Genomic DNA, 23,356 nt, shown 5'->3' on the forward strand with positions numbered 1-23,356 from the left:
GCTTAGGCCAGTAAAGGCACGAGTTCATATTCCAGGGTGTCGGCCAGCCCCAGCCAGTCATGGCGTTGTTGCGAGGCCAACATGCCGGGCACCAGTTGCAACGCTTCGCTTGGCAGCTGTTGCTGTTCCAGTCGTGCTTGCATCTGCTCTATGCAATCTTTCAGCCGCCCGGAGGCCTCTGCTTCTTTGCCAAGCCTGAACGCGGTGGCTGTGTCGAGCAGCTGTTGTGCCAATGAATCTTGGATCATGGTTTCAACTCCTTGTATTGGCAACCTTTAATTCGGGCGCCTGAGAGGCTGGTTTGATAAAACCTGACATGGGGCCGCTTGGCTATGTAGGTTTCCAGGTTTCGCAGGTAAGCCCTGAGGTTGAGATCGGTTGCCACCCTTTGGCCATGGCCATCCAGTACCCAGTGGCTGGCATTTTGCACTTTTTGGGTGGTGCATTTTACCCAGGTTTGGGTCATTTTATCCTGAGTGGTTTTGGCAAAGTCATCCCAAAAGGCGTGGCTCTTGTTGTGGCAATAGCAAAAGTCGCAGCCCAGCAGGGTAATTTCCCGTCCGCCCAGTAGTACTGCCAGATCTATCGCCGGGTGGATCACGCTGCCATTGGTATAAAGGCGAGTCTTGGGTATCTCTTTGCCCAGCGCATCATAAAGCGCGCTATTGCCATAGGCGTTAAACCTGGGGCCTCTCCAACCATTGAGGATTTCGGGGGCGACCCGGGGATAATAAGCCAGTGCTATCCCTTCGCTGAGTGCCAAAGGCAGGTGGTATTCGCCGACAAGTCCGTCGATGCAAACCACTATGTCGGGGCGGATATTGTGGTGCAGCAAGCCCTTCATGGCGGTGTCGGCGCAGATAATCAGCGGCCTTTGCCGCTGCGTTTGCAACTTGGCCAGGTAATCGTAATGTTCTTCCAGCGAAGGCCCGGCGCCTATGACCAGGGCCTTATGGCTATGAACCTGCCGCTTAAGCTCAATTACATCTGGGTCGTGCAGCAGAAAAGGGCGATTGTCCTGCAGACGCTTGATTATCGCAGGGTCGGTCGCCTGATGGCGGCGGTTGATATAAGGCAGATTTTGCTCGAGCACCAAGAGATCCCTGAGCCTGGCATTATCATCACTGCAGAGTTCCAGGTCGGCTATCAGGGCGATATAGGGCTGGGTCACTTTAAGTTGTCCCGGCTGCAACTCCAGAGTGACGGCCGGATGGGTCAACCACTCGGATTGATCTGTGTAGCTGAGTATCAGAGCGAAAATGGCCGGGTTGAGAACATTTACCGTCAGCTTGGTGATGGCAGGATTATCCAACAATACGCTGGGTACATCGCCCATTCCTACGCCATAGAGACTGACCGCGGTCGCACCGGCTGGTAGGGTATCAATATACAGCTTGGCTTCTGCCAAACGGTTGTGACGGCTGCTGAGCTGAATGCCATCGACGCTGATGGTCTGATTTTGCCCTGTCACCAAGGCCGCATCCAGGCTGCCGGGCGCTTGTTGTTTGAGTATTGCCCCCGCCAGTGGCCATCTGGACTGGATGATTTGCAAATTGGCTGCAAACAGCTCTGTCATGGAGGTTTCCTCGTTGAAGATGGGCTGTGTTAAAACCCAGATGTAATCCCCGCCTGGCAGACGATAGGATTCTGACTTTAAAGTTTAAATAATACAGTACCTTGGTACTTAGCGTTTGCCAAAGTCTTAATCTGTACCAGAGAGCATAGCTTCAAATACCCGACTCATTTTAGAGCGGTAAGCACCTTGTTGTATGCCAAGAAGCTGGAAGCTTAATGGCCCTGGCCAAATGGGATTTCCCCTCAATCAGCCTATTAGGGCACATAACACAGCATTTGGCGGCTCAATGCGCAGGTCTTCGAGTGCCGACAGGCGTTTACCGGCTGCAATCTCTTGCGCTTTACCCACCTGGCAACCGCTTGTCAAAAAAATGGCTTTGATGACTCCATGGCGCTTCAGTGCAGCAAATCGCGTTCCAGTTTGTATACCTTTTACGAGTTTAAGTCTTACTGGGGTGCTGAGTGGCTCTGTTGAATCGACCTAATAACTTAATCGTCGAGATACTTGGTCTGCTCGGTGTAATTCGGGGTCAGTAAGTTTTGATACAGCTTGGGGTTCATGTTGAAACCGCTGAATTTGCTTATGGTGTAGCAAAGGACTTTCAGCTTGAGCTTTCTGAAGCTGGGAGGGATAGGTTTGAGGAATTTGCAGCAATCGATACTCAAGCGTTCCAGCTTCTCAAGCGCCAACATGGACTCGGGTAGAGACTCAGTGACAAAGTCCTCCAGAGATAAAGTATCCAACTCGCTAAACTCACCGATAAAATCAGGGATAACCTTGATATCGCCGCCTCTCAGAGAAAGCCGTTTTAACGGTAGTGCTTTCAGCTCCATGGGGAAATGATCCAGGCTTTTGTGCATTCCCATCAGTTTAAGGTGATGCAAGTGGGTATATTTCACCAGGGCCTTGGTGGCCTCCAGACCAAACTCATAACACAGGGCCAGTTTCAAGGTTCCCAATGCCGGCGCATCGAGTGAGGCCAGGGTTTTAAGATCACTGCGTGAAATCAACAGGGTTTTCAGCCGTGGCAGCGAAACATTGGCAGGGAAATTGTCGAATTTGTTGAGTTTAACTGTCTTAAGCTTGGGGCTACTCGTTAGCAATGGGCCAAGAGTAACGACGTTGGTATTGTGCAGCTCCAGCGAGGTCAACTGGGTAACGGCGGGGCAATTCAAACCAGGTAAAGTCTCCCTTTGGTCTGCGTATCCATCCTCAAGCTCAGTCTCAACTTGGGCTGGGTCAATATTGAGCGACGCTAGATTGGGGCAATGCATTAATAGATCGGCGATTTTAGCTGTCGCCAGTCTAGTGGTGAAGGAGGTGAGTCGCTCTGGCTGAGACAGGTATTGAGACAGCTCTTCCTCCGTGTTTGGCGTGTCATCGTCAGGGTAGTATTTCATCACAGCTGTAGAAATATTGCTGAACAGCTGCCGTTCATTGTCCACCGGGCAATGGCTTAGAATGAGTTCATCCAGGGTTAGTCTCTCGGTTGGGGCAATAAGGCGATGACAGCGGTCGATTTCCAACTTTTTGATGTTTCGTGGCAACAATGATGCATCTATGGTGAGTTTTTGGCCGTTTATTATGCTGAGGCTGTCCAGCGCCGCTATCTCTTTAAACGACTCGGGTATGGTTTCCGAGCTGGTCGAATTAAAACTAAGATTTTTAAGGCTTTGACATAGAGGCAGTTCATCCCAGAAGCCGTCGTCGCCGAAATCTGCCCCCCAGATGCTCTCCAGTTGCGAAAACGCCCCAAAAGGGAAGCGAATGCCAGTTAAGTCTCTGGTATAACCCAGGTGCAACTCTTTGAGATGAGGAAAACATGCAGCATGCTCACAGACCAATGCCAGCAGTTTCTTTTCTTGGATCTGAAGCCGGGTTATATGTTCATGTACCTTTGGGGCAAAGCGGATATCTATGCCATTAGTGAAAGATGTTTTTTGATTGCCAAGAACCGTATTGGCATGGATTGAACTCAATAACGGGTTCTTCCATAGTGTCAGATTATTGAGGTTGGCTAAGGTCAGTTGCTCATCAATAGATGCAAATTGGGGACAGCATGAGATTTTCAAGTGTTGCAGCTGTGGCAGCTTATCCAAGTTAGTGCCAAGGCGTTGTAAATCAGGGACTAACCCCAAATCAATCTTGGTCAATCCGGCCGGTAAATCAAACAGCTCGGCGCCGCAGATAGGGGTATCGTACCAGGTTAGGCTGCTAAGGCTTGTCAGTTGGCGAAAATCAAGATCCAGACTTTCCAGCGGCACTGAGTTAATTTTAAACTCTTGCAGTTTCTTTAGCTTTTCAATGCTCTTGGGCAGTGTCTTGTAATCGCCTTCAATGTTGAGCTTTTCAAGCAGTGGCAGGTTACCGATACTTTCAGGTAACTGTTGTCCACAAAAGGGCACTTCTTCGATGGCCAGAAAAGTCACCGAGGGGAAACGCGCCAACAGCTCGGGTCGTTCGCAGAGTGCTTCCAGTGGCTGACCGGCTCGAATATCTATAATGGTATGTCCCAGCCTGGCATAGAGGTAATCGACATCCAGCTCGGCCGACAGGCTGGCATATTCGCAAAGGACACAGAAGACATCTCTCATATCAGGCTCTTTCTCGCCTTTAATCAGTTTCTTGCGGCACTTGAAGGCATTCTGAATATCCTGGCTCGCATGCTGTTTCAGCAGTTGACGGATCTCTTTCACGCAGTCGGTATCGGCACTGCATTTGCCAATCAAGAAAAGGTCGTTGATGAACTTTTCAGGAAAGCCGTCACTGTTTTTAACAGCATTAAAGTAGTCGGGGAGGGATTCTATAAACTGGGACATAATATAAACAACTTATTGTAGGGTATGGTTATTAGCCTGTTGGCCGCTGCAGATGCTTGACGCCGTAGTTTTATCCTTCTGATTTAGCTGAGCTTAGGGGGACATAAGCCCTGGATTTGGCCTGATTCGCTGTCGATAGTGCGCCGGAAAATGTGGAACGAGATGGATTGCAAGATGCCCGGTAAAGTGCATCGAAAAGTGCACCGAATATGACATCGACAATTACAGATGGAGTAGCAGCATAAGATGCTGCGCAATGCGAAGAGCTGACTAATTCCATTTACCGATTTTCCTTCCAGTGACCACAAAAGTGGCCCGCACTCAAGCTTGCTACCGTATTTTACAAGAGTTGAAGGCCCCGTACAATCAATGGGATAGATATCTGCAGCGAGCTCATTGAACTTGTTGTAATCGTGGCAGCCACAATCCACTTTGGGCTGCTCGCTAAAGATGGGGGAGTGTGTCTTTGCACTGACGTGATGAATCGACCGCTAAATAGCTGTTCTAAATAGTAGATCACAGGAAGGGAACTCAGTCCTGTTTGAGCGATCAGATCTATCGCCAAACAAACCCACCACTCGCACAAGGACTGAGAATGACCGTCTTAGCACCACTATGCCCACTTAGAAATAGAGCAGGTAAGAAGAGAGCTTGGGATCACCACAGCGGCTTTGTTGGGTGCAGAGCAGCGGGAGTCGAAAGTGGATAGGTTGATGAGAGAGATCGACTTGCTGACGACTGATGAAAAAAAAGAATTGTTAGAAAGAATTATATAGTGGTTCAAGGAATGAGGAGAGTATTAAAATGCTTCCGAAATTAGAGACTATAGACACACTTGATTTTTTAGGTCGGGCTTATGTACATTTTGCAATACAGCTAAAAATGAGCTTAATTCTATAAGCTACGCTTTTGGTTTGATTGAGTCTTTATGGTTAACAGAAAGCGAAAAACTTAATGACCAGATGGAGAAGGCTATAAGCAATGCAAATAATGAATCAGAGGAATATTGCATCGGTGAAAGTTTTAATCTTGACTTTGCTAAAGTTTTTGAATGTGAAGTTTTGTATCGAAATTCAATCGTTATAACGGCTCATAATTCATTAGAGTATATACTTGATGAATTATGTAAGATAGTCGCATATACAATGGGTAGTAAATTTAAACATTCAGACCTGAAAAATTCAGGAGTTTTTTGCTCATTTAAATTTTATCTAAAGTAGCTGAGTTTAATTTAGATTGTGTTGCGGTGGAAAGGGATCTAATTTCTCAAACACAGAATGTTAGGAATTGCATTGTTCATGCTGGAGGTAAACTGCCTGCTGAAGAAAATCATAATTTAATTAGAATTATTAGAAAGTCCGATTTTTTAATGGGAATCTTGGGAAAAGTATAACAATTGAGCATGGATTTATACAATATCATATAGATACACTAATTAATTTATTTGATAAGCTTTATGATGAAGTTAAAGCCTTAATGGGAATGGTTCGTTAAATTGACTCTGTCAACCTTTAATGTTTAAGGTTGACAGAGGTTTCTATATTGAATTAATTAGGGTTGTAAATATCCTTTACTTTAATTGCTTTGTCTTTAGTTGAATTTTCTAGATCTGGTATGACGTGAAGGTTATCACCGATTGATAGCTTCGTCCAATCTCTCCATTCTCCATCATTATAACAATCAAAGTGAAGAAAGTATGTTTTCTGATTGCAGTCTTTAGCAAACATATAGCTAGCTCTATCTTTTGGTCTATTGCTTATGACTACAGATATAAGGCCATTACTTAAGTCTTGTTGCTCAACATCTAAATATGAATTTTGGACTTGATACCCTTCGAAGTTTGATGAATTAAACGGGTTTTGAGGTATATCAATTTTTACTATTTTCTTAAGAAGAGGGGTTAGATCTTTATGCTCAAGAGAGCGAGATATTTCAGTTATATGTGAAAAAACAAAATTAAGAAGTTCACTCGCTTCTTCCTTAAAACTCTGTTGGTAACTATATCTTGAAAAACAATACTCAATTTCTTCACAGACTTTTACTGCCTGTCCTGATGTAACAGGTAGATAACCATTATTTCTAAATATATCAGCTAAAATTCTTGATGCACTAATAAGAGATTTTACAGTATCATTCGGATCGCTATCGACTGTTAGTTCCATTTTCCTTTTCCACGCACTTGCTCTAAAGGTGCCAATGATACCTCGGTATTCTTTCGTTTCTTTCCATTCTTTTGTCTCATTTAAAACTCTTTCCCAAAGTCCATCATATAATAAGGCTAAGAAATAACCTTGATAGATGGATTTTCCAAAGTGAAGAACTTCTGCATCCGTAGATGTCCATTCTGAGTTTATTAATGGTTTATATAATTCATGTGCTAATGAGTAACGATTTGTATTGTGGTATAATCTAGCCAGTAAATATTTATTTGTTGGGTTTTTATCATCCAACTCAATAGCTTTCTTATAATGAATTTCGGCAGATGCTTTATCTTTTAAAAGTTCTAGAGATCTGGCTAATGTTCTCTGGAAAAGAGAATTGTTTGAATGGATAAAATGTACATCTTTTAATTTTCTGTACAAATAAACAGATATCTCACTGTTTTTTCTTGCTTTTTTACAATTTTTATTAAAATCTGTAATAAGAATTTTTAAATTTTCATCTGTAGACATTGGGATGTGTTCTAAATGCCATACTGGAAAATCTTCTGCTGATTGTCTTTTGTCTATTTCTTTTGAAAGTATTCTTCTTTTTTCAATTGAATTTTGAACTTTAGCTCGAATATCAAGGTTGCGAGGAGATAAAAGAAGTAGTTCTCTGACAGAGTCATTAAGGCGGTAAGACTCACCTTCATCGTCGGATAACCTGCTAATTAAGCTAGTACGCGATAGCTCTCCTATCGCTTCAGATATTTCATCCATTGTTTTTTCTAAAAGTGCACATAAGCTATATCGAGTTGATAGTGATTCTACGAATATGCATTCTAAAATCTCTACAGATGTCTGTGATAGAGCATCAATCAAGTTATTATATGAAAACTCTGCGATTTCTTTATTAGCCACGTTTAATGATTCTGGAATGTCTTTACCTTTTAATATAAGGTCAATAGATAATCTAATGGCTAGGGGATTGAAAAAGCACTGTTCGGTAAGAGCTTTATAAACTTTTTGGTCTTTAAAACTTCCACCTCTTTTTGAATGATATGTTCTTGCCAAATGTATTGCTGATTTTTGCTGTAAATTTGAAAGAGGAAGAATAGTAGCATTTGAAATGGCGACTCTACTTGTTACTAATATCTTCCAAGTTATTGGTAAAGAATAATTCAAATCATCAAAGCTAGTTGGATTATCTCTGAGTAAAGTTTCTAGGTTGTCAATGCAAAGTAAAATATTCTTGTTGGAATTATCACTTATTGCTTTAGAAAATGACTCATAGTTTTCATCAAATATATCATTCAAACCATATATTATTTCATTCTGTAGTTCAGAAATTGTTTCTATAGTATCTAATGGAACTACCCCCTCAGAAGTTAATTTTTCTGTTTTCATTGTCACATATACAACTGCATTTACAGATTTTGTATATGATGGTGTGGATATTATTGTATTCAAAAGATCTAGTGCTAATGCTGTTTTGCCAGCTCCTCCTGGTGCCACTAGAGCTAAAGTATTAACCCTTGGGTTTGATATATATTTTTTCAGTTCAATTAACTCTTTGCTTCTACCTATTAGACCTGTCAATCCATGTTCAAAGTGCTTTGGTAGGTTATTAGGTATCTGCCATATTACTCTATTTAACCATTCGTCAGGCGGAGATGTTATGGTACCGGATTCAGCGCTAACTAATGCTTCTTTGATCTCTGATAACCCGAGTCGTTCATGAACCGGATCGCTTGCAATGGTTGCAATTCTATACCAATAACAATCCCAAAATGGGCGGTTGGGGTGTGATATCGCGTTTCGAATTTCATAGATGTCGAGTTGATGAAATAATGAATATAAATAGTTTATAGAGTCTAAAGTCGAAGTGTCCTGAGCTATATCTAACGCAAATCCAAAAAGTTCATCAAGATATGTTGCTTCTACAACATCTTTTATTGAAGATTTATTAAAATCTCTGCCTTTATCAGCTTCCCTTCTATGGATATTTTCAAGAGATTCTAGGTTTAAGCTTTCTATTTGTCCTTCCGTTATTACAAAGGAGCCTAAAGATTCTTCAATTTGATGTAGAACCATTGCTGTTTTACGTCTCAGATCTTTCGACATATTTTTCTCTTTTATTTTAAAATGTTAGTGTTATCAAATGCAGCTGTTTACGGTTTTACCAAATGGTTTTAAATTATTTTTGATATGTGTTTTGCGTATTTGTTATATTTTCAATAGGGCTTCGGTTGCTCTTTAAAGTGATGAGTGATATCTCCTTTTTTCTTCCTTATTAAAGATGCGTAGACTTTTTTCTTCAATTTATAAATATTTTTTTATTTCTGAGAAATCTTGCGGAGCGTTGTTGGATAATGCGATGTTCCTACTATTTATTTTAAGAACGGCTGAAACTAAATAACTGCTTCTATTTGTGCTACATCTTGCTGAACCCTTGTGGCGCAAGAGTTTCCGGACATTTGCTCCTGAAGCCCAGCTCATCAGGCTTGGTGTTTTAACTTCGTCAAGTTACTACTTGGAGACGATATCAGTGCAGTGCTCTACTATTTGGAACAGCTATTTAGTAGTGGTGATGTATGCATTACTCATCCTCAGTAGCAGTGAAGTCAAAGATAATCTTACTCTGCTTCTAGGTTGAAAAACAATCGAAAATAATGATGGTTTTAGATGGATTTGATTTGGAACAACTTCCCACCTACTTGATTAATTTGAGCTTTGGACTCGTTATGTGACCATAAGTAGTCGCCAAATTCAGACAGACCAGCAAGCATCTGTGCCAGTTGTAACAGGATGCCGAAGGCAATAAAGCCGTTAAAGAGTATGTTCTTAGACCCTCCCGTTAACGTTAACGAAGGTGTCTATGTCGATTTGGCACACAATACAGGACAGCCATATCTTTTTGATGTTTCGCCCAGCGTCGACTAAATAGCTGATCCGAATACTGCTACATTTTCGCGATGCCGTGTCCGTTGCCGGGAAAAGGCGAAACGGTTTCCATAAAATGCCATACCTTGCCAAGAAGTTCCCGCATGTTTCGGCAACTGTGATTACGGGTTACCGTTTCATGTAGTGCCAACCATAAGCGCTCTATCTTGTTGACCCAAGGTGAGTATACCGGTTGAAACAACAACCTGAACTTGGGGTTGCTCTTGAGCCAAGCCAGTGTTTTACGGCTCTTGTGAATGATGTAATTATCCAGAATTAGCGTGATAGTTTTGGCTTTGCGGTAATGTCGTTTGAGCTTTTCCAGCACCGCAATAAACAGCTCCGATGCTTTGCTGGCGCTGCTCACATAAAGCACTTTTCCTGTCTTGGTATGCGGCGTTCCAGCCAAGTAGTGCTTGCGGTTGTTACCTGGGGTGACAACACGTTTTTGCTGCCCTTTGGGCATCCAGTCCGCCCCGATTTTGGGGTTAACAAAATACAGGACAGCCAAATCTCTTTGATGTTTCGCCAAGCCTTGACTAGGCTGTGAAATACCCATCAAAGCTCAGTCGAGGTTGGTTATGACCACTGCCCGTCGCCAGTTGATAGATGCTTAAAGTACGCCCTTTTACCACGTGATTAACCGTTGCGTGAGAAGGGCATTTTTGTGTGGTGAAGACGCTCTGTCTGGGCGCAGTTACGAGCATAGACGTGGCTGGATAGTGGATAAAATCAGGCAGTTGTCGTCAATATTCTGCATCGACGTTTGCGCTTATGCGGTCATGAGTAATCACTACCATTTGGTGCTCAAAATCGACCTTGCTGCACAACAAGCGTTGTCGCCATTTGAAGTCATTGAGCGTTGGACCTGGCTCTTTAGTGGCAATCCTGTAGCGGCAAAGTTCCTCAAGGGCGATAGTCTCTTAGAAGGTGAGCGAATGTTGTTGGATACGCTGATTGGTGATTGGCAGGAACGCCTTGGCAGTATCAGTTGGTTTATGCGCTGTTTAAACGAAGATATTGCCCGCAAGTCCAATCGAGAAGATGGCTGCAAGGGCGTATTCTGGGAAGGACGCTTTAAGTCGCAGGCGCTGCTCGATGAACAGGCGCTGCTGGCCTGCATGATGTACGTGGATTTAAATCCCATTCGCGCCGGTATTGCAGATTCGCTGCAAGCTTCTGATTACACATCCATTCAGGAGCGCTTAGAAGAAGTTGCTGAGCCTGCAACTGCCAACGTTTCACTTAAGCCACTGCCGCAATTTGATGGTGCAGCCACTGCCGCCGAACAAAGCGGCATTCCGTTTCACTTTGCCGACTATCTGGAGCTGATTGATTGGACAGGTCGGGCGGTGCGGGAAGACAAGCGTGGCTTTATTGCCTCTTCCAGGCCCAAACTATTGCTTGAGCTTGGTATCAGTGACGATGCCTGGATAACTTCCGCCAAGGAGTTTCGCCGTCAGTACAGTGGCATGAGTGGCCGATGGGATGCCATGTGTGCCATGAAGGCCAAATATGGTGGTAAATGGTGCCGGGGTAAGCAACAAAGCCAAGCAATACACCCTCATTAACCTTAAACCGTTGGTGATTTTGCAGAAACAGGCCTAAGCCTGCCGTAGGCATGCCTGGCAACCGCAGTTTTTGCATGAACCTCGCAGATTAGTCGTCTCAGAAAGGCTCATCTCCAAAAATCCGTCGTTATTTATCAGAGACTGACACCCTGCAACGAGCTTCCTTGCAGCTCAGAAAGTGGTTTGGATGTTCTGTCTATTTAGATGGCCAAATTCACTATGCCACTACAGTTTTGGGCTTTAAAGCCACGATGGCCACATGACCAACTCAACGTTTTCCCAAAGAGAAAACTATCAGAGAACAAAATCATTAATTTGAAGCGCCTGAATCGGCAGTGGATGGGTTCCAAAAGAAGCTTGAGATTTGTGCAAGCAGGCACAAAAAGAAAATGCTGGTCTCCCCACAGGGACTCGAACCCCGATCGGTCGCTTAGGAGGCGACTGCTCTATCCTGTTGAGCTATAGGGAGACGCCAGTGATTATACTGGTTTTCACCCGGATGAAAAGGCTTTGGATTTAATTGCTTAAATCTTAATCGCGATGTCATTCACCTGAATGTTGAGGGCGGCATTTTCACCGCTGAGCACTGCGGTGGCACTTTCCTCTGTGACTTGATCTATGGTGATTTTCGCCCGGGTTTCTCCGGCCACGGCGCGCATCTGGTTCATGCGGTCGGGCAGGTTTTGTTGCAGCACGATTTGGAACTGATCGCCAACGCGGATGCCGTTGCGTCGCCCCAGGTTGAGTATCACTCTATCTTGTTGGCGCACGACTATCTGCGCCAGCAGAGGTCTACAGGCCAGTGCCATATCGATATCTTTACTGGCATTGGCCAGCACCTTATCTATGGCCTGCCCATAACTGGCACGCCAGAATCTGTCGCTGTTGGGGGCGACGGATTCATTTTTGGCAAACTCCCAGGGTGCGGAAATGCTGTAGTTCTGATACCAGATCTGCTCGCCGCTGATCCCATGATAGAGGCTGAGCTGCAACTGAAACAGTCGCTGCGGCTCGCTGTCCCACAGGCCCATAAAGCCGGACTCGGCCGGTTCGGTGGAGATATCTATGATTTGCGGCAGCAACAGATACTGGCTGTCGGTAATTTCACTTATCCAGGTCGGCAAACGGTAACCCCGGATATTGATAAGTTCTTCTTTGATATCAAGCCGCTCTTTGGCATGTAAGTGGGCAAAACTGGTGGAGGATTGTTTATCCAGCGTTGCCGCTATCCGCTCGGACAGGCTTCGCTGGAAGTTTTCCAACTGACCATAACGCAGTTGGCTTCTGTCCTTAATACTGGCCTGTGGCACCAGGATAGCGGCCTTGATGGCTGAGCTTTGGCACTTGTTATCCGGGCCATCGAGAATATCGAGCCGCATAACCACCTTGAGCTTGTCTCCCTGGCGCATTTCGCTGACCAGTTCGACACTGCTTATCTGCGCCTGACTGGAGAGGCTGAAATCGTTTTGGGTCAAGCGCCCCTGGCTGACACTCTGGGTTGATTGAAAACTGCCGCCACGGGAGAGCAAGGCCATGTTGATGGCGTTGTCCATTGCCGCTTCCCGTGCCTGGGTCAAATTGCCATTGATTATTTTGGCTTCACCTCGGGCCTCGGTCCACTCTGCCATGGCGTTCAGGCTGATGCCAAGCAGCGGCAGCAAGAGCAAGGGGCGCAATCTCATAAGACGGTTCCTCAAAATAGGAGTCAGGGTGACGGAATTTTGCCGCCACTTAAACTGGTATCGCTTGCTATTCAAATTTTATGCCAGCGCCATCCATTCACAGCTGATGCAGAGCAGTTTGCGACCATAACTAAAGCGCGGCAAGAGTTTGCCGATAAGGGAACTGAGAATATAAGTTCCCATTGCCCGCCAGTGGGTAAATTGAAGGGGCAAATGAGGGTGTGGGTAATGAAAAGGCGTAGATAAGCCCCTTAAACATCTTCGTAAAAGCCTGTAATAAGCTGCCAGGCAACTGGGTTTGTTCGCCGGTGTCATCTGTTTGTACTTGGTCTGCAGGCCTAAGGAAGGTGCGAATAAGTCCTCGTGGCACTCTGGCTTGCACAGCAATTGGCGTTCAAGGCATCTGACTGAAGGCATGCCGGGGCCTGTCAAAGTCGGATAACGCAGAAAGCCGGTTGCTGTGAAAGCCCCGAAGGGCGTGGCTTACAGGCCTGCCTGCTGTGTTGTGCTTCTTGCAAAGGACTAAGGCCATTTGCGGCGAACCACGCCTTGCATCCAAGCCCGTAAGCCGACGCAGAGCACACATGGGACTTGCTCGCACCTTCCCTAACTTAGGTTGGTATTTTATTTGCATAGCTTTACCCCAGTGTAAGGAACTTGGCGCTAATCGAGTTAGCCGTGGTGCTTAATGACAACCTCGGAGAAAGCGCGGCATAAGTCAGGTCGGTCAAGGTTCACGCCAGGTCCAAGAGTCGCCAGGTTCCTCAATAAAGCAAGTGCCCGCCAGGGTACAAGTGGGATGGATATTATGTATAAAGCCCTGTGTATATTGCCTTTACTCTTGCTGCCTGCTTGCAGCATGACTTCGCCGCAACAGCAGGCCGAGGTCAAGTCGCAAGCGGCGCCAGTCAATCTATTGGCGCAGCAGTTGGTTGATGAGTTGGTAGCTCATAATGACGCTCTCAAGTCGACCCAGCCGCTATTGGTGATGACACCTGTGATGGTGGAAGACATGCTGAGCAGCAATGCGCTCGCTTCACAACTGCAGCAGGGGCTGATGACGGCCTTTCATCAGCGCGGTTTCAACCTGGTGGATTTGAACCTGGCCGATGCGGTGCGGGTAACGCCACAGGGGGATTTCATCCTTACCCGTGATTGGCAGCAACTGCCGACCGATATTGCGGTGGAGCATGTACTGGTCACCAGCATGAGTCAGGCTAAAGGTGAAATGCTGTTCAACAGCCGAATTGTCAACGTCAACAACAACCGGGTGCTTTCGGCAGCCGGTGTGCGGGTACAGGAGCAAGAGCTGCCCGGCTACCTGGCGCCTTCCAATAAGGTGGTGTCAAAAGAAGGGCTGCTTTATCGCTACGAAAGCCGTGGTGAGGATAAGGGCCGGATAGTGGGAGACAAGTAATGAAGCATTGGAACAAAACACTGTCATTGGCCACGCTGGCGCTGGCGTTAATTCTGGGTGGCTGCGCCGATAAGGACAGATATGTGCAGTGGGAGACTGAGGCGCCGAGCAGTTTTCCCAAGTTGACGGCAATAGGCTATGCCCCGCTGGCCAGCCAACCGGCCAAGGAACAGTCGCAAAAGGTGCTGATGGCGATGCAGGCATCCAAGATTGCCGCTTATCGTGAATTGGCCGAACAGGTCTATGGTCAGCGGTTGTCGGCCGACAGCAAGGTCAGTGACTGGATGCTGAAAGGCGATAATATCCAGGCCTCGGTTTCCGGGGTGATCCGCGGTGCCAAGGTAGTGCGCAGTTATCCGGCCGGAGATCATTATGTGACCGAACTGGAGCTGGATTTCGCCCAGGTGTGGGATCTGTATCAGCAGCAAAATCGCCCCCAGCGAGTCAAAGAGATCACTTATTTTTAGGCTGGTGCGAATAAGTCCTCGTTTGTAAATTTTGTAGAGAGAGTGGCTCGCACCTTCAATTGGCATAAGCAAAAAGCAGCCTTGTTTGGCTGCTTTTTTGTGGCCTTTTATGGCTTAAGATGCGTTGCTGAATTGAGGGCTGAGCTTTACGTTCTGAGCCGAGCTTTGCGTTCCGGGTCGAGTACCCAGAGTAACCACCTTGATTTCAGACTAGGGCAGGGGGCCACAGGAGGTGATTCTCGCTAAAGAGTTGAGCTTACGCAATAAGCTATAAGCAACAGCAGCCGGGTCTTAATCAAGCCTTGAGATCATTACCCAGAGTGGCGATGGTTGAGGTTTTGCCCTTGCCGTCATAGGTCAGGCTGGAGGCGTTACGGCTGACCTGCAGCGCTTGCGCCAGGCGATTGATACTGGCCATGCTCAGTTCTATCAGGCCGGCATTTTCCTGATTGCGCAGTTGGCAAGCGGCCAATAGTTCGCGAGCTTCACTGACCTGTTCGGCCAATGGTGGCTGACTGAGTTTGACTTGTTCAGGATGAGAAGAGAGCGCTTCATCTACCGCCTTGACCTCATTGAGTAGGTCGCCCTTGTCTTTGGCCAGTTGCAGCAGATTATCGGCATTGCGATCCAGCAGGGCGTTTTTTTCCTGCTCAATCAAGTTCAGCAGACGCTCGAGTTGAGTCGTCTGCTGTGCTATCAGGCTGGTGATATCCGGGGTATCAGGCATCAGGACCCTTTATTGAGTTCGTTCAGTTCTGATTCGAATTGAGATATGTTGGCTGCCAGTTTTTCCGGGTCAACCTTATATCTGCCTTCGGCGATCGCCAATTTAATTTCGGTGATCTTCTTTTGATCTATTTCCGGCAGGGAGGCCATTTTACTCTGTACTCCTTGCAGTTGCTGCGCCTGTTGTGACACCACAACAGAGTCAGCTTTCTGCGGAGCAGCACCTTGCTGAGCTGTTTGGCTGCTCTGAGCTGTGTTCTTGGGGACTGAACCTGTGTTCACCCTGGGTTGATTTTGCAGTTGTTTAATATCCATAGCCATCTCGGCTCCAGCCTTTTCTCTGATTACCTTGCTGTCTTATCGGCACCGCCAAGGGGAACTTTAGCATTTTTTACATTCGAACTTCCACTTCGCCCACATTGGTGACAGTAGCCTCCAACACTTTGTCTGAGCGAGTGTTTTTTACCCGAATCTGTTCCCCAAGGTTACCATCATGCAGGGCTTCACCAACAGTTTTTATTTGAAACTTCTCGTTACGGGCATAGATGGAGACTCTGTCACCTTTGCAGACAAAGCAGAGATTGGCGGCAAATACCGGATAGTCTTTGGCTATGCGCCGCTTGAGGCGGGTACCTGTGACTGTGGCTATATCGTCAAATTGCGCGCCGCGCAAACTGGTTTCATCTATGTAACGCAGCGCCAGATTTTCCGGCCCAAGCACAGTGCCCGGGGCCAGTGTCTGGGTAGCCACTACCACAGGGTAACTGATATCCACCCGCACCGAGACATAGATTTGCCACGGGTAGCTGAGCTCCGGACTGTTACAACCTATGCGTACCGTATTGTTGCGACTTATCTCTCTGTCGCTGGCAAGTTCGGCCGTCAAAGGCGAATTGCATCTGGGGGGCGTGAGCCTCGAATCCAGTCGCTGCGGCGTGATGGTAATTTGAGCATTCTCGGCCGCCAGCACTTTTTTGGCAACTGCCTCTTTAGCCAGGCTTTCTACGGCCGATATACTGGGAACAAAGCTATTCTCTGCCGCCACCGCTGGGATGGGCATTAAAATTGTAGCCAAAATGTACGCAAAATTTACTTTCATAATGAACGGGCTAGCTTGTCTCGCCAGATTACACCTATACTTTCAATGATTCGCGGATCCCAGTGCTGGCTTCACCACAGGTTTAGTCAGAAATTTGACTGAGACCCAGTGTCTTGGACAAAGCAAATAGTATGCCTGTCTGCGTGACAGCAGGTATTTATCAATACAAAGACAACAAGGCAGCCTTATGTCGAGCATTCTTGAATCAGTCAACAAGCGCACTCAACTGGTCGGACAAAACCGTCTCGAACTTCTGTTGTTTAAACTCAACGGCAGGCAAAGGTTCGGGATCAACGTGTTCAAGGTTAAAGAGGTTCTGCAGTGCCCACCGCTGACGGCACTGCCCAAGTTGAACTCCTTCGTTAAGGGCGTGGCCCATATTCGCGGCACCACAGTGTCGGTTATCGACCTCAGTGCGGCGACCGGCGGCAAACCCATAGATGATGTCAAGGATTGCTTCATCATTATTTCCGAGTACAACCGCAGCGTGCAGGGCTTTCTGGTGAAGTCTGTCGAGCGGATCATCAATATGAACTGGGAGTCCATCATGCCGCCACCGGAAGGGGCAGGGCGATACTCCTACCTGACCGCGGTGACCGAAATCGAAGGTGAGTTGGTTGAAATTCTCGATGTTGAGAAAATTCTCGATGAAATTTCGCCGGTTAAGACAGACATCAGTCAGGAAATCGATGAATCTCTCACAATCGACAGAGAGCAGCACTATCATATTATGGTGATTGACGACTCTTCAGTGGCCCGTAAGCAGATCATTCGGGCGCTGTCTTCGTTGAACCTGCAGATAGATACTGCCAAAGATGGCCGGGAAGCGCTGGATAAGTTGAAAAGTATCGCGTCGGAGATGGACAATGTCGCCGATGAGATCCCGCTGATTATTTCAGATATTGAGATGCCGGAAATGGATGGCTACACCCTGACCGCCGAGATCCGTGATGATCCCAAGCTGAAACATATCAAGGTGGTGTTGCATACCTCGTTGAGTGGGGTGTTCAACCAGGCCATGGTGCAAAAAGTGGGCGCCAACGATTTTATTGCCAAGTTCAACCCCGATGAATTGGCATCGGCAGTTAACAAGCATCTGAGTTTATAGTCGCTGTCTGCTGTGGATTTTTATGACTATAGTGAGTTTGATGTCTTGTGTTGCAAATGGGGCTGGGGTATAACGCTGACCCAGTTTTTAAATGGCGCTGCATTGAGTTGCAGCGACGTTTTCACGGATAGTTAGGACACTAAGGTGCCAGATAAATCTCTCGCAGAAACTGAGTACAATCAATTCAGGCTGTTTCTTGAACAGCACAGTGGCATTGTATTGGGTGAGAACAAACAGTATTTGGTTCGCAGCCGTTTGGCGCCTTTGATGGGGAAATATGGCTTGCCATCCCTGTCGGACGTAGTTAAGCAGTCGATGCGGCCCACCGAGCGTCAGTTACGCGCTGAAGTCGTCGATGCCATGACCACCAACGAAACCCTGTGGTTTCGGGACAAGTATCCTTTTGACCTGCTCGGCAATACATTGTTGCCCGGTTATGCCAAGCTGGGGCGGCCGTTGAAGATTTGGTCGGCAGCCTGTTCATCCGGCCAGGAACCCTATTCACTGGCGATGACAGTGCTTGAATATCAGCAGCGTAAGCCGGGTGCTTTGCCGGGGGGCGCCATGATTCAGGCCACAGATTTGTCGCCGTCCATGCTGGAGCGTTGTAAAAACGCCGAGTACGATAAGCTGGCGTTGGCCCGCGGCCTGTCTGAAGAGCGCAAGCGTCAGTTTTTTGAAGCCCTGCCCAACGGCAATATGCGGGTTAAAGACAATGTGCGTCGTTTGGTGAGTTTTCGGGCCCACAACCTGCTTGAAAGCTACACCTTACTCGGCAAGTTCGACATCATCTTTTGCCGCAACGTGCTTATCTATTTTGCGCCGGAGGCAAAGGCAAAAATACTGCGGCAATTTGCTGCCGCCCTTAATCCCAAGGGGATACTGTTTTTGGGCGCCAGTGAATCGATTGCCGGGTTGACCGATGAATTCGACATGGTGCGCTGTAACCCAGGCATCTATTATCAAAAGAAAAATTAACCACCTAATCATTTGATTTTTAATTAGATAGTTTGAAAGGCTCGTCAACTTGGACGGGCCTTTTCTGTTTTACCTTTCACCCTAACGGCCATCATCTTCTTATCTGTTATCCTCCACTCTATATCTGGCACAAAGCTTGCTTTGTTTTTGTCGAGTCATTGGAGGAGGCGGTTTTATGGCGATCAGTTTCGATAAGGCCCTTGGCATACATCAATACACTCTGGGCATTCGCGCCCAGCGTGCCGAAGTGCTTGCCAGCAATATAGCCAATGCCGATACCCCACATTATAAGGCTCGGGATGTTGATTTTTCCTCGGCGTTGCAGGCGGCAAAAGGGCGGCAACAGGGGATGAGCATGGCGGCAACTTCTGAAAAGCATTTCGACCTCAAGGCGCTGACAGCCCAGCATGTGCAGTATCGGGTGCCGGATCAACCGGACACGGGTGACGGCAATACTGTCGATATGCAAAAAGAGCAGCAGGCCTTTATGCAAAATGCGCTTGAATATCAGATGTCGCTTGGGTTCCTCGACGGTAAGTTCGCCGGGATGAAAAAGGCATTGAAAGGAGATTAATCATGAGCTTGTACAATATCTTCAATGTTGCGGGGTCGGGAATGTCGGCGCAGTCTGTGCGCTTGAACACCACCGCCAGTAACATAGCCAACGCAGATTCCGTCTCTTCCAGTATCGATAAGACCTACAAGGCGCGGCATCCCATTTTTGAGGCCGAGCTGGCCAAGGCCAATGGTCAACAGCAGCAAGGCGCTGCGGTAAAGGTTAAGGGCATAGTGGAAAGCGATAAACCCTTGTTGAAAGAGTATTCGCCGGATCATCCCATGGCCGATGCCGATGGTTTTATCTACAAACCCAATGTCAATGTAGTGGAAGAGATGGCCGATATGATTTCCGCCTCCCGCTCCTATCAGATGAACGTCCAGGTGGCCGATGCAGCCAAGTCCATGCTGCAGCAGACCCTGAGAATGGGCAAATAAAGGGAGACATAGCCCATGAGTGTAAGTTCAGTTAACCCCTTCCTCGACAGCATAAGCGTCAAAGGGGATTCGGAGACCAAGAAGAGCAATAACCAGCAGCTGACCCAGGAAGATTTCTTCTCGCTGCTGAGTAGGCAGTTGTCGATGCAGGATCCTTTCAAGCCTGTGGACAACGACCAGATGATTGCCCAGATGGCGTCGTTTTCTACCGTGGATGGTATCTCCAAGCTCAACGAGGAGATAGTGAATCTCAACACGGTAATGACCTCGAGTCAGGCATTGCAGGCATCAGGCCTGGTGGGGCAGAAAGTGTTGATCCCGGCGGGCACCGGCTATGTTTCCGAGGAAGACCCGACGCTCAAAGGGGTGATCACATCGCCAGAGAAAATGCCTTCCATCAAGGTGACCGTTGAGGATGAAGCCGGCCAGGTAATCAAGACCTTTGATGTTGATGGCAGTGCCGGCGGCAACATAGACGTGGAATGGGACGGCCTGGATAAGGACGGTAAACCCGTTGAGGCCGGTATCTACACCATGAAGGCCAGCGGGGTTGTCGATGGCAAGTCCCAGGATCTTATTGTCAGTGCCTATGCCCACGTGACCAGTGTATCGCTCAACTCGGCCAGTGGTGCCGTGTTGAACCTAAGAGGTATTGGCGGGATCAGACTGGCCGACGTGCTGGCTGTTTCCGAAGTTTAATTCTGTTTCTGCCCCGGCTGCGCCGGACAGTATCTGAAAATCATGAGGTGAATTATGTCTTTTAACATTGCTCTGAGTGGGATTGCTGCGGCGCAGAAAGATCTCAATACCACAGCCAACAATATTGCCAACGTCAATACCGTCGGCTTTAAAGAATCCCGGGCCGAGTTTGCCGATGTTTACGCCAGCTCGATTTTCTCCAACGGCAGAACTACAGTGGGCGGCGGTGTGACCACCACTCAGGTGGCGCAGCAGTTCCACCAGGGTAACCTGAACTCCACCAACAATGCGTTGGATTTGGCGATCAACGGTGGCGGTTTCTTCGTGACCTCTCCCAATGTGGGCAGTCAGGATTACTCTTTCACCCGCGCCGGTGCCTTCAAGCGTGATGAAAACGGTTTCCTGGTCGATGCCGCAGGTAACTTCCTGCAGAGCTTCCCCGTCGATAAAGACGGCAACTCCACCTCTGTGAGTTTGACCACTACCAAGCCGGTGCAGATCCCGGATACTGCCGGTAGCCCGCAGAAGACCAATAATGTCGGCATCAGCATGAACCTGGACTCCACCCAGGCCACCAAAGATCCGGCGCTGTTTGACCCATCCAAGTCAGACACTTTCAACAACTCAACCGCAGTGACCATTTATGACTCCCTGGGTAACTCCCACACCTTGACCACCTATTTTGTGCGTCCGGACAATGGCGCCTACACGGGCGAGAGTAACTGGGTGGCTTATTATGCTATCGACGACAAGCCGGTCAATCTGGGCGGCGGCGCCGCTGGCAGCTATCAGACAGATACTGATGGTGACGGTAACCCGGATGGCACAGGCACAGCACAAACTGCTGGTGGCTGGACTGGCGCCGTGCTCAAGTTCAACGATGTCGGCGGTTATATAGGTTCAGATCCTGCGGTGATCACCACTGAGCAGTTGGGTGTTGGCGGTGCCAATGTTCTCGGCCCCGCGGCGGACGGAACCCAGACAATAACCATAGACTTCAACAACCCGACCCAGTTCTCGGAAAAGTTCAACGCCACTGAATTGACGCAGGATGGGGTGACTGTGGGTCGTCTGACCAATGTGGAAGTGGGTACAGACGGGTTGATCTCAGCCAAGTACAGCAATGGCTCGACTGTGCCTTTGGCGCGGGTGGCACTGGCGCGTTTCTCCAATGAACAGGGTCTGAGCCAGGTAGGTAACACCTCCTGGAAAGCGAGCCTGGATTCAGGCGCAGCACTGGCCGGTGAGGCCAACAGTGGCGTGTTCGGCAGTATCCGTTCCTCAACGCTGGAGCAGGCCAACGTCGACCTGACCACTGAACTGGTGGACCTGATTTCGGCTCAGCGTAACTTCCAGGCCAACTCCCGTACTCTGGAAGTAAACAACACACTCCAGCAGACAGTACTGCAGATCCGCTAATGCTTCCTGCGCAAGACATTGCCGCTACGGCAATGTCTTGCCGCTTCTCCCCGTACATACTCCCAAGTTACTGAAGTTCTTCTGTTGTCACTGCGCTCGATTGCTCATTTTATTGGCACGATGTTTGCTTTTACCTGAATAGGTAAAAAGATTGACGGAGCAGCAGGTGGACAAACTTCTCTATGTCGCCATGACTGGCGCCAAACAAAACATGAATGCGCTGGCGGTTCGGGGTAACAACCTGGCCAATGCCAACACAGATGGTTTCAAGTCAGACATGGCTCAGGCCCGTGCGATGCAAGCCTTCGGTGAAGGATTGCCGACCCGGGTGTTTGCCATGACAGAGTCGCCCTCGGCCAACTTTCAGTCTGGCCCTATCAAATCGACCGGGCGGGATCTGGACATAGCCATCAAAGATCAAGGTTGGATTGCGGTGCAGGCTGCCGATGGCAGCGAGGCCTATACCCGCTCCGGCAGTCTGAGTTTTGACACCACAGGTTTACTGCGTAACGACAGGGGCAACCCGGTAATGGGCGATAACGGCCCGATAGTGCTGCCGTTGCCGATAGACAAAATCCAGATTGCCACCGACGGCACCATCTCCATTCGTCCCCAGGGCGCAACCGCCGAGGTGATTGAAGAGGTGGGCCGCATCAAGCTGGTCAACCCGGGCAATCAGAACCTGATGCGCGGTGAAGATGGTTTGTTCCGCACTCTGGACGGCAATCCGGCTGCCGCCGATCCCTTTGTGAATGTGGAAAGCGGCGCTGTGGAAGGCAGCAATGTCAATGCCGTGGATGAAATGGTCAACCTGATTGAGCTGCAACGTCAGTTTGAGCTGCAGGTAAAAATGATGAAAACCGCAGAAGAGAACGACAAGTCGTCCGCTTCATTGATGCGCATTAGCTAGGAGTAATTGATATGCATCCCGCGTTATGGATAAGTAAGACTGGGCTAGATGCCCAGCAAACAGACATCTCGGTGATTTCAAATAACGTCGCTAATGCCAGCACCATAGGCTACAAAAAGGGCCGGGCGATATTTGAAGACTTGCTGTACCAGACGGTCAATCAGGCCGGTGGTATCAGTGCTTCCAACACCAAGCTGCCCAATGGCCTTAACTTGGGCGCAGGTACCAAGGTGGTAGCCACCCAGAAGATTTTCTCCCAGGGGAATCTGCAAACCACAGATAACGCGCTGGACATGATGATTGAAGGCCCGGGATTCTTTGAAATCCAGCTGCCCGATGGCACCACAGCCTACACTCGTAACGGCCAGTTCACTCTGGATGATACCGGCCAGATAGTGACATCCGGCGCCGGCTATGTGCTGCAGCCTGCCATTACCATTCCGGACGATGCCACCAGTATTACCGTTTCCGCCGAAGGTGAAGTGTCGGTTAAAACCCCGGGCGCCGCTGAAAACCAGGTGGTGGGCCAGCTGACCATCTCTGATTTCATCAATCCGTCCGGCCTGGATCCCATAGGGCAAAACCTCTATCTGGAGACGGGCGCCAGCGGTACCCCAATTCAGGGCACGGCTTCGCTCGACGGTTTGGGCTCCATTCGTCAGGGCTCGCTGGAAACCTCCAACGTTAACGTGACTGAAGAGCTGGTTAACCTGATTGAGAGTCAGCGGATCTACGAAATGAACTCCAAAGTCATTTCGGCCGTAGACCAGATGCTGGCCTACGTGAACCAGAATCTGTGATGAGGTGA

Annotated in this window: 19 protein-coding genes, 1 tRNA gene and 1 pseudogene; 11 read left to right on the forward strand and 10 right to left on the reverse strand. The window is 48.1% G+C overall.

What is annotated here, in order from left to right:
* Positions 1-2 precede the first annotated feature (2 nt).
* From E1N14_RS06845 to E1N14_RS06865, 5 genes and pseudogenes are all read right to left on the reverse strand, one after another.
* Positions 3-248, reverse strand: coding sequence for a hypothetical protein (locus tag E1N14_RS06845; protein WP_025009376.1), 246 nt, complete (start codon positions 246-248; stop codon positions 3-5).
* Positions 245-1,576: a motility associated factor glycosyltransferase family protein gene (locus tag E1N14_RS06850; protein WP_025009375.1), complete on the reverse strand. Its 1,332-nt coding sequence runs from the start codon at positions 1,574-1,576 to the stop codon at positions 245-247. Before E1N14_RS06850 ends, E1N14_RS06845 begins: the two co-directional genes overlap by 4 nt.
* 488 nt (positions 1,577-2,064) lie before the next feature.
* Positions 2,065-4,395 carry a leucine-rich repeat domain-containing protein gene (locus tag E1N14_RS06855; RefSeq protein WP_025009374.1) on the reverse strand — a complete coding sequence of 777 codons (2,331 nt, stop codon included), beginning with the start codon at positions 4,393-4,395 and terminating at the stop codon, positions 2,065-2,067.
* Positions 4,396-5,942: 1,547 nt separating this feature from the next.
* The gene (locus E1N14_RS06860; protein WP_223828925.1) at positions 5,943-8,660 is read right to left on the reverse strand and encodes a tetratricopeptide repeat protein; all 2,718 of its coding nucleotides are present in this window, start codon (positions 8,658-8,660) and stop codon (positions 5,943-5,945) included.
* A gap of 838 nt (positions 8,661-9,498) precedes the next feature.
* Positions 9,499-9,972 (reverse strand): annotated as a pseudogene (locus tag E1N14_RS06865) (IS630-like element ISSen5 family transposase); the annotation flags it as partial.
* Between the two features lie 142 nt (positions 9,973-10,114).
* Here E1N14_RS06865 and E1N14_RS06870 point away from each other — a divergent pair.
* Positions 10,115-11,050 carry a transposase gene (locus E1N14_RS06870; RefSeq protein WP_223828926.1) on the forward strand — a complete coding sequence of 312 codons (936 nt, stop codon included), beginning with the start codon at positions 10,115-10,117 and terminating at the stop codon, positions 11,048-11,050.
* Positions 11,051-11,443: 393 nt separating this feature from the next.
* On the opposite strand, the gene E1N14_RS06875 is transcribed toward E1N14_RS06870, so the two are convergent.
* Together E1N14_RS06875 and E1N14_RS06880 are read right to left on the reverse strand one after the other, a co-directional pair.
* Positions 11,444-11,519: transfer RNA gene (locus E1N14_RS06875), tRNA-Arg, on the reverse strand.
* Between the two features lie 55 nt (positions 11,520-11,574).
* Positions 11,575-12,732: a flagellar assembly protein FlgT gene (locus tag E1N14_RS06880; protein ID WP_025012158.1), complete on the reverse strand. Its 1,158-nt coding sequence runs from the start codon at positions 12,730-12,732 to the stop codon at positions 11,575-11,577.
* Between the two features lie 799 nt (positions 12,733-13,531).
* On the opposite strand from E1N14_RS06880, the gene E1N14_RS06885 reads away from it, so the two are divergent.
* The gene (locus E1N14_RS06885) at positions 13,532-14,149 is read left to right on the forward strand and encodes a FlgO family outer membrane protein (RefSeq protein WP_247600965.1); all 618 of its coding nucleotides are present in this window, start codon (positions 13,532-13,534) and stop codon (positions 14,147-14,149) included.
* A complete protein-coding gene (locus tag E1N14_RS06890) occupies positions 14,149-14,616 on the forward strand; it encodes an LPP20 family lipoprotein (RefSeq protein WP_044734071.1) in 468 nt (155 codons plus the stop codon). Before E1N14_RS06885 ends, E1N14_RS06890 begins: the two co-directional genes overlap by 1 nt.
* A 295-nt stretch (positions 14,617-14,911) precedes the next feature.
* On the opposite strand, the gene E1N14_RS06895 is transcribed toward E1N14_RS06890, so the two are convergent.
* The 3 genes from E1N14_RS06895 to flgA form a co-directional block, all read right to left on the reverse strand.
* Positions 14,912-15,343 (reverse strand): flagella synthesis protein FlgN, encoded by a 432-nt coding sequence (locus tag E1N14_RS06895; RefSeq protein WP_025011042.1) that lies wholly within the window; start codon positions 15,341-15,343, stop codon positions 14,912-14,914.
* The gene (flgM, locus tag E1N14_RS06900; protein ID WP_025011043.1) at positions 15,343-15,663 is read right to left on the reverse strand and encodes a flagellar biosynthesis anti-sigma factor FlgM; all 321 of its coding nucleotides are present in this window, start codon (positions 15,661-15,663) and stop codon (positions 15,343-15,345) included. Before flgM ends, E1N14_RS06895 begins: the two co-directional genes overlap by 1 nt.
* A gap of 70 nt (positions 15,664-15,733) precedes the next feature.
* Positions 15,734-16,441 carry a flagellar basal body P-ring formation chaperone FlgA gene (gene flgA, locus E1N14_RS06905; RefSeq protein ID WP_025011044.1) on the reverse strand — a complete coding sequence of 236 codons (708 nt, stop codon included), beginning with the start codon at positions 16,439-16,441 and terminating at the stop codon, positions 15,734-15,736.
* A 187-nt stretch (positions 16,442-16,628) separates the two neighbouring features.
* Between flgA and E1N14_RS06910 the strand changes: the two genes are divergently transcribed.
* From E1N14_RS06910 to flgG, 8 genes are all read left to right on the forward strand, one after another.
* Positions 16,629-17,549 carry a chemotaxis protein CheV gene (locus E1N14_RS06910; RefSeq protein WP_025011045.1) on the forward strand — a complete coding sequence of 307 codons (921 nt, stop codon included), beginning with the start codon at positions 16,629-16,631 and terminating at the stop codon, positions 17,547-17,549.
* 144 nt (positions 17,550-17,693) lie between these two features.
* Positions 17,694-18,527: a CheR family methyltransferase gene (locus E1N14_RS06915; protein ID WP_025889999.1), complete on the forward strand. Its 834-nt coding sequence runs from the start codon at positions 17,694-17,696 to the stop codon at positions 18,525-18,527.
* Positions 18,528-18,702: 175 nt separating this feature from the next.
* Positions 18,703-19,101 carry a flagellar basal body rod protein FlgB gene (gene flgB / locus E1N14_RS06920; protein ID WP_025011046.1) on the forward strand — a complete coding sequence of 133 codons (399 nt, stop codon included), beginning with the start codon at positions 18,703-18,705 and terminating at the stop codon, positions 19,099-19,101.
* 2 nt (positions 19,102-19,103) lie between these two features.
* Positions 19,104-19,520, forward strand: coding sequence for a flagellar basal body rod protein FlgC (gene flgC, locus E1N14_RS06925; protein ID WP_025011047.1), 417 nt, complete (start codon positions 19,104-19,106; stop codon positions 19,518-19,520).
* 15 nt (positions 19,521-19,535) lie between these two features.
* Positions 19,536-20,219, forward strand: a complete 684-nt coding sequence (gene flgD, locus E1N14_RS06930; RefSeq protein WP_025011048.1) for a flagellar hook assembly protein FlgD — start codon at positions 19,536-19,538, stop codon at positions 20,217-20,219.
* A gap of 54 nt (positions 20,220-20,273) precedes the next feature.
* A complete protein-coding gene (flgE, locus tag E1N14_RS06935) occupies positions 20,274-21,638 on the forward strand; it encodes a flagellar hook protein FlgE (RefSeq protein ID WP_025011049.1) in 1,365 nt (454 codons plus the stop codon).
* Positions 21,639-21,804: 166 nt separating this feature from the next.
* Positions 21,805-22,548, forward strand: coding sequence for a flagellar basal-body rod protein FlgF (gene flgF, locus E1N14_RS06940; RefSeq protein ID WP_028779120.1), 744 nt, complete (start codon positions 21,805-21,807; stop codon positions 22,546-22,548).
* A gap of 11 nt (positions 22,549-22,559) precedes the next feature.
* A complete protein-coding gene (gene flgG / locus E1N14_RS06945) occupies positions 22,560-23,348 on the forward strand; it encodes a flagellar basal-body rod protein FlgG (protein WP_025011050.1) in 789 nt (262 codons plus the stop codon).
* The last annotated feature ends 8 nt before the right edge of the window (positions 23,349-23,356 follow it).

Source organism: Shewanella algae, from assembly GCF_009183365.2.
In the GTDB taxonomy this organism is placed as follows: domain Bacteria; phylum Pseudomonadota; class Gammaproteobacteria; order Enterobacterales; family Shewanellaceae; genus Shewanella; species Shewanella algae.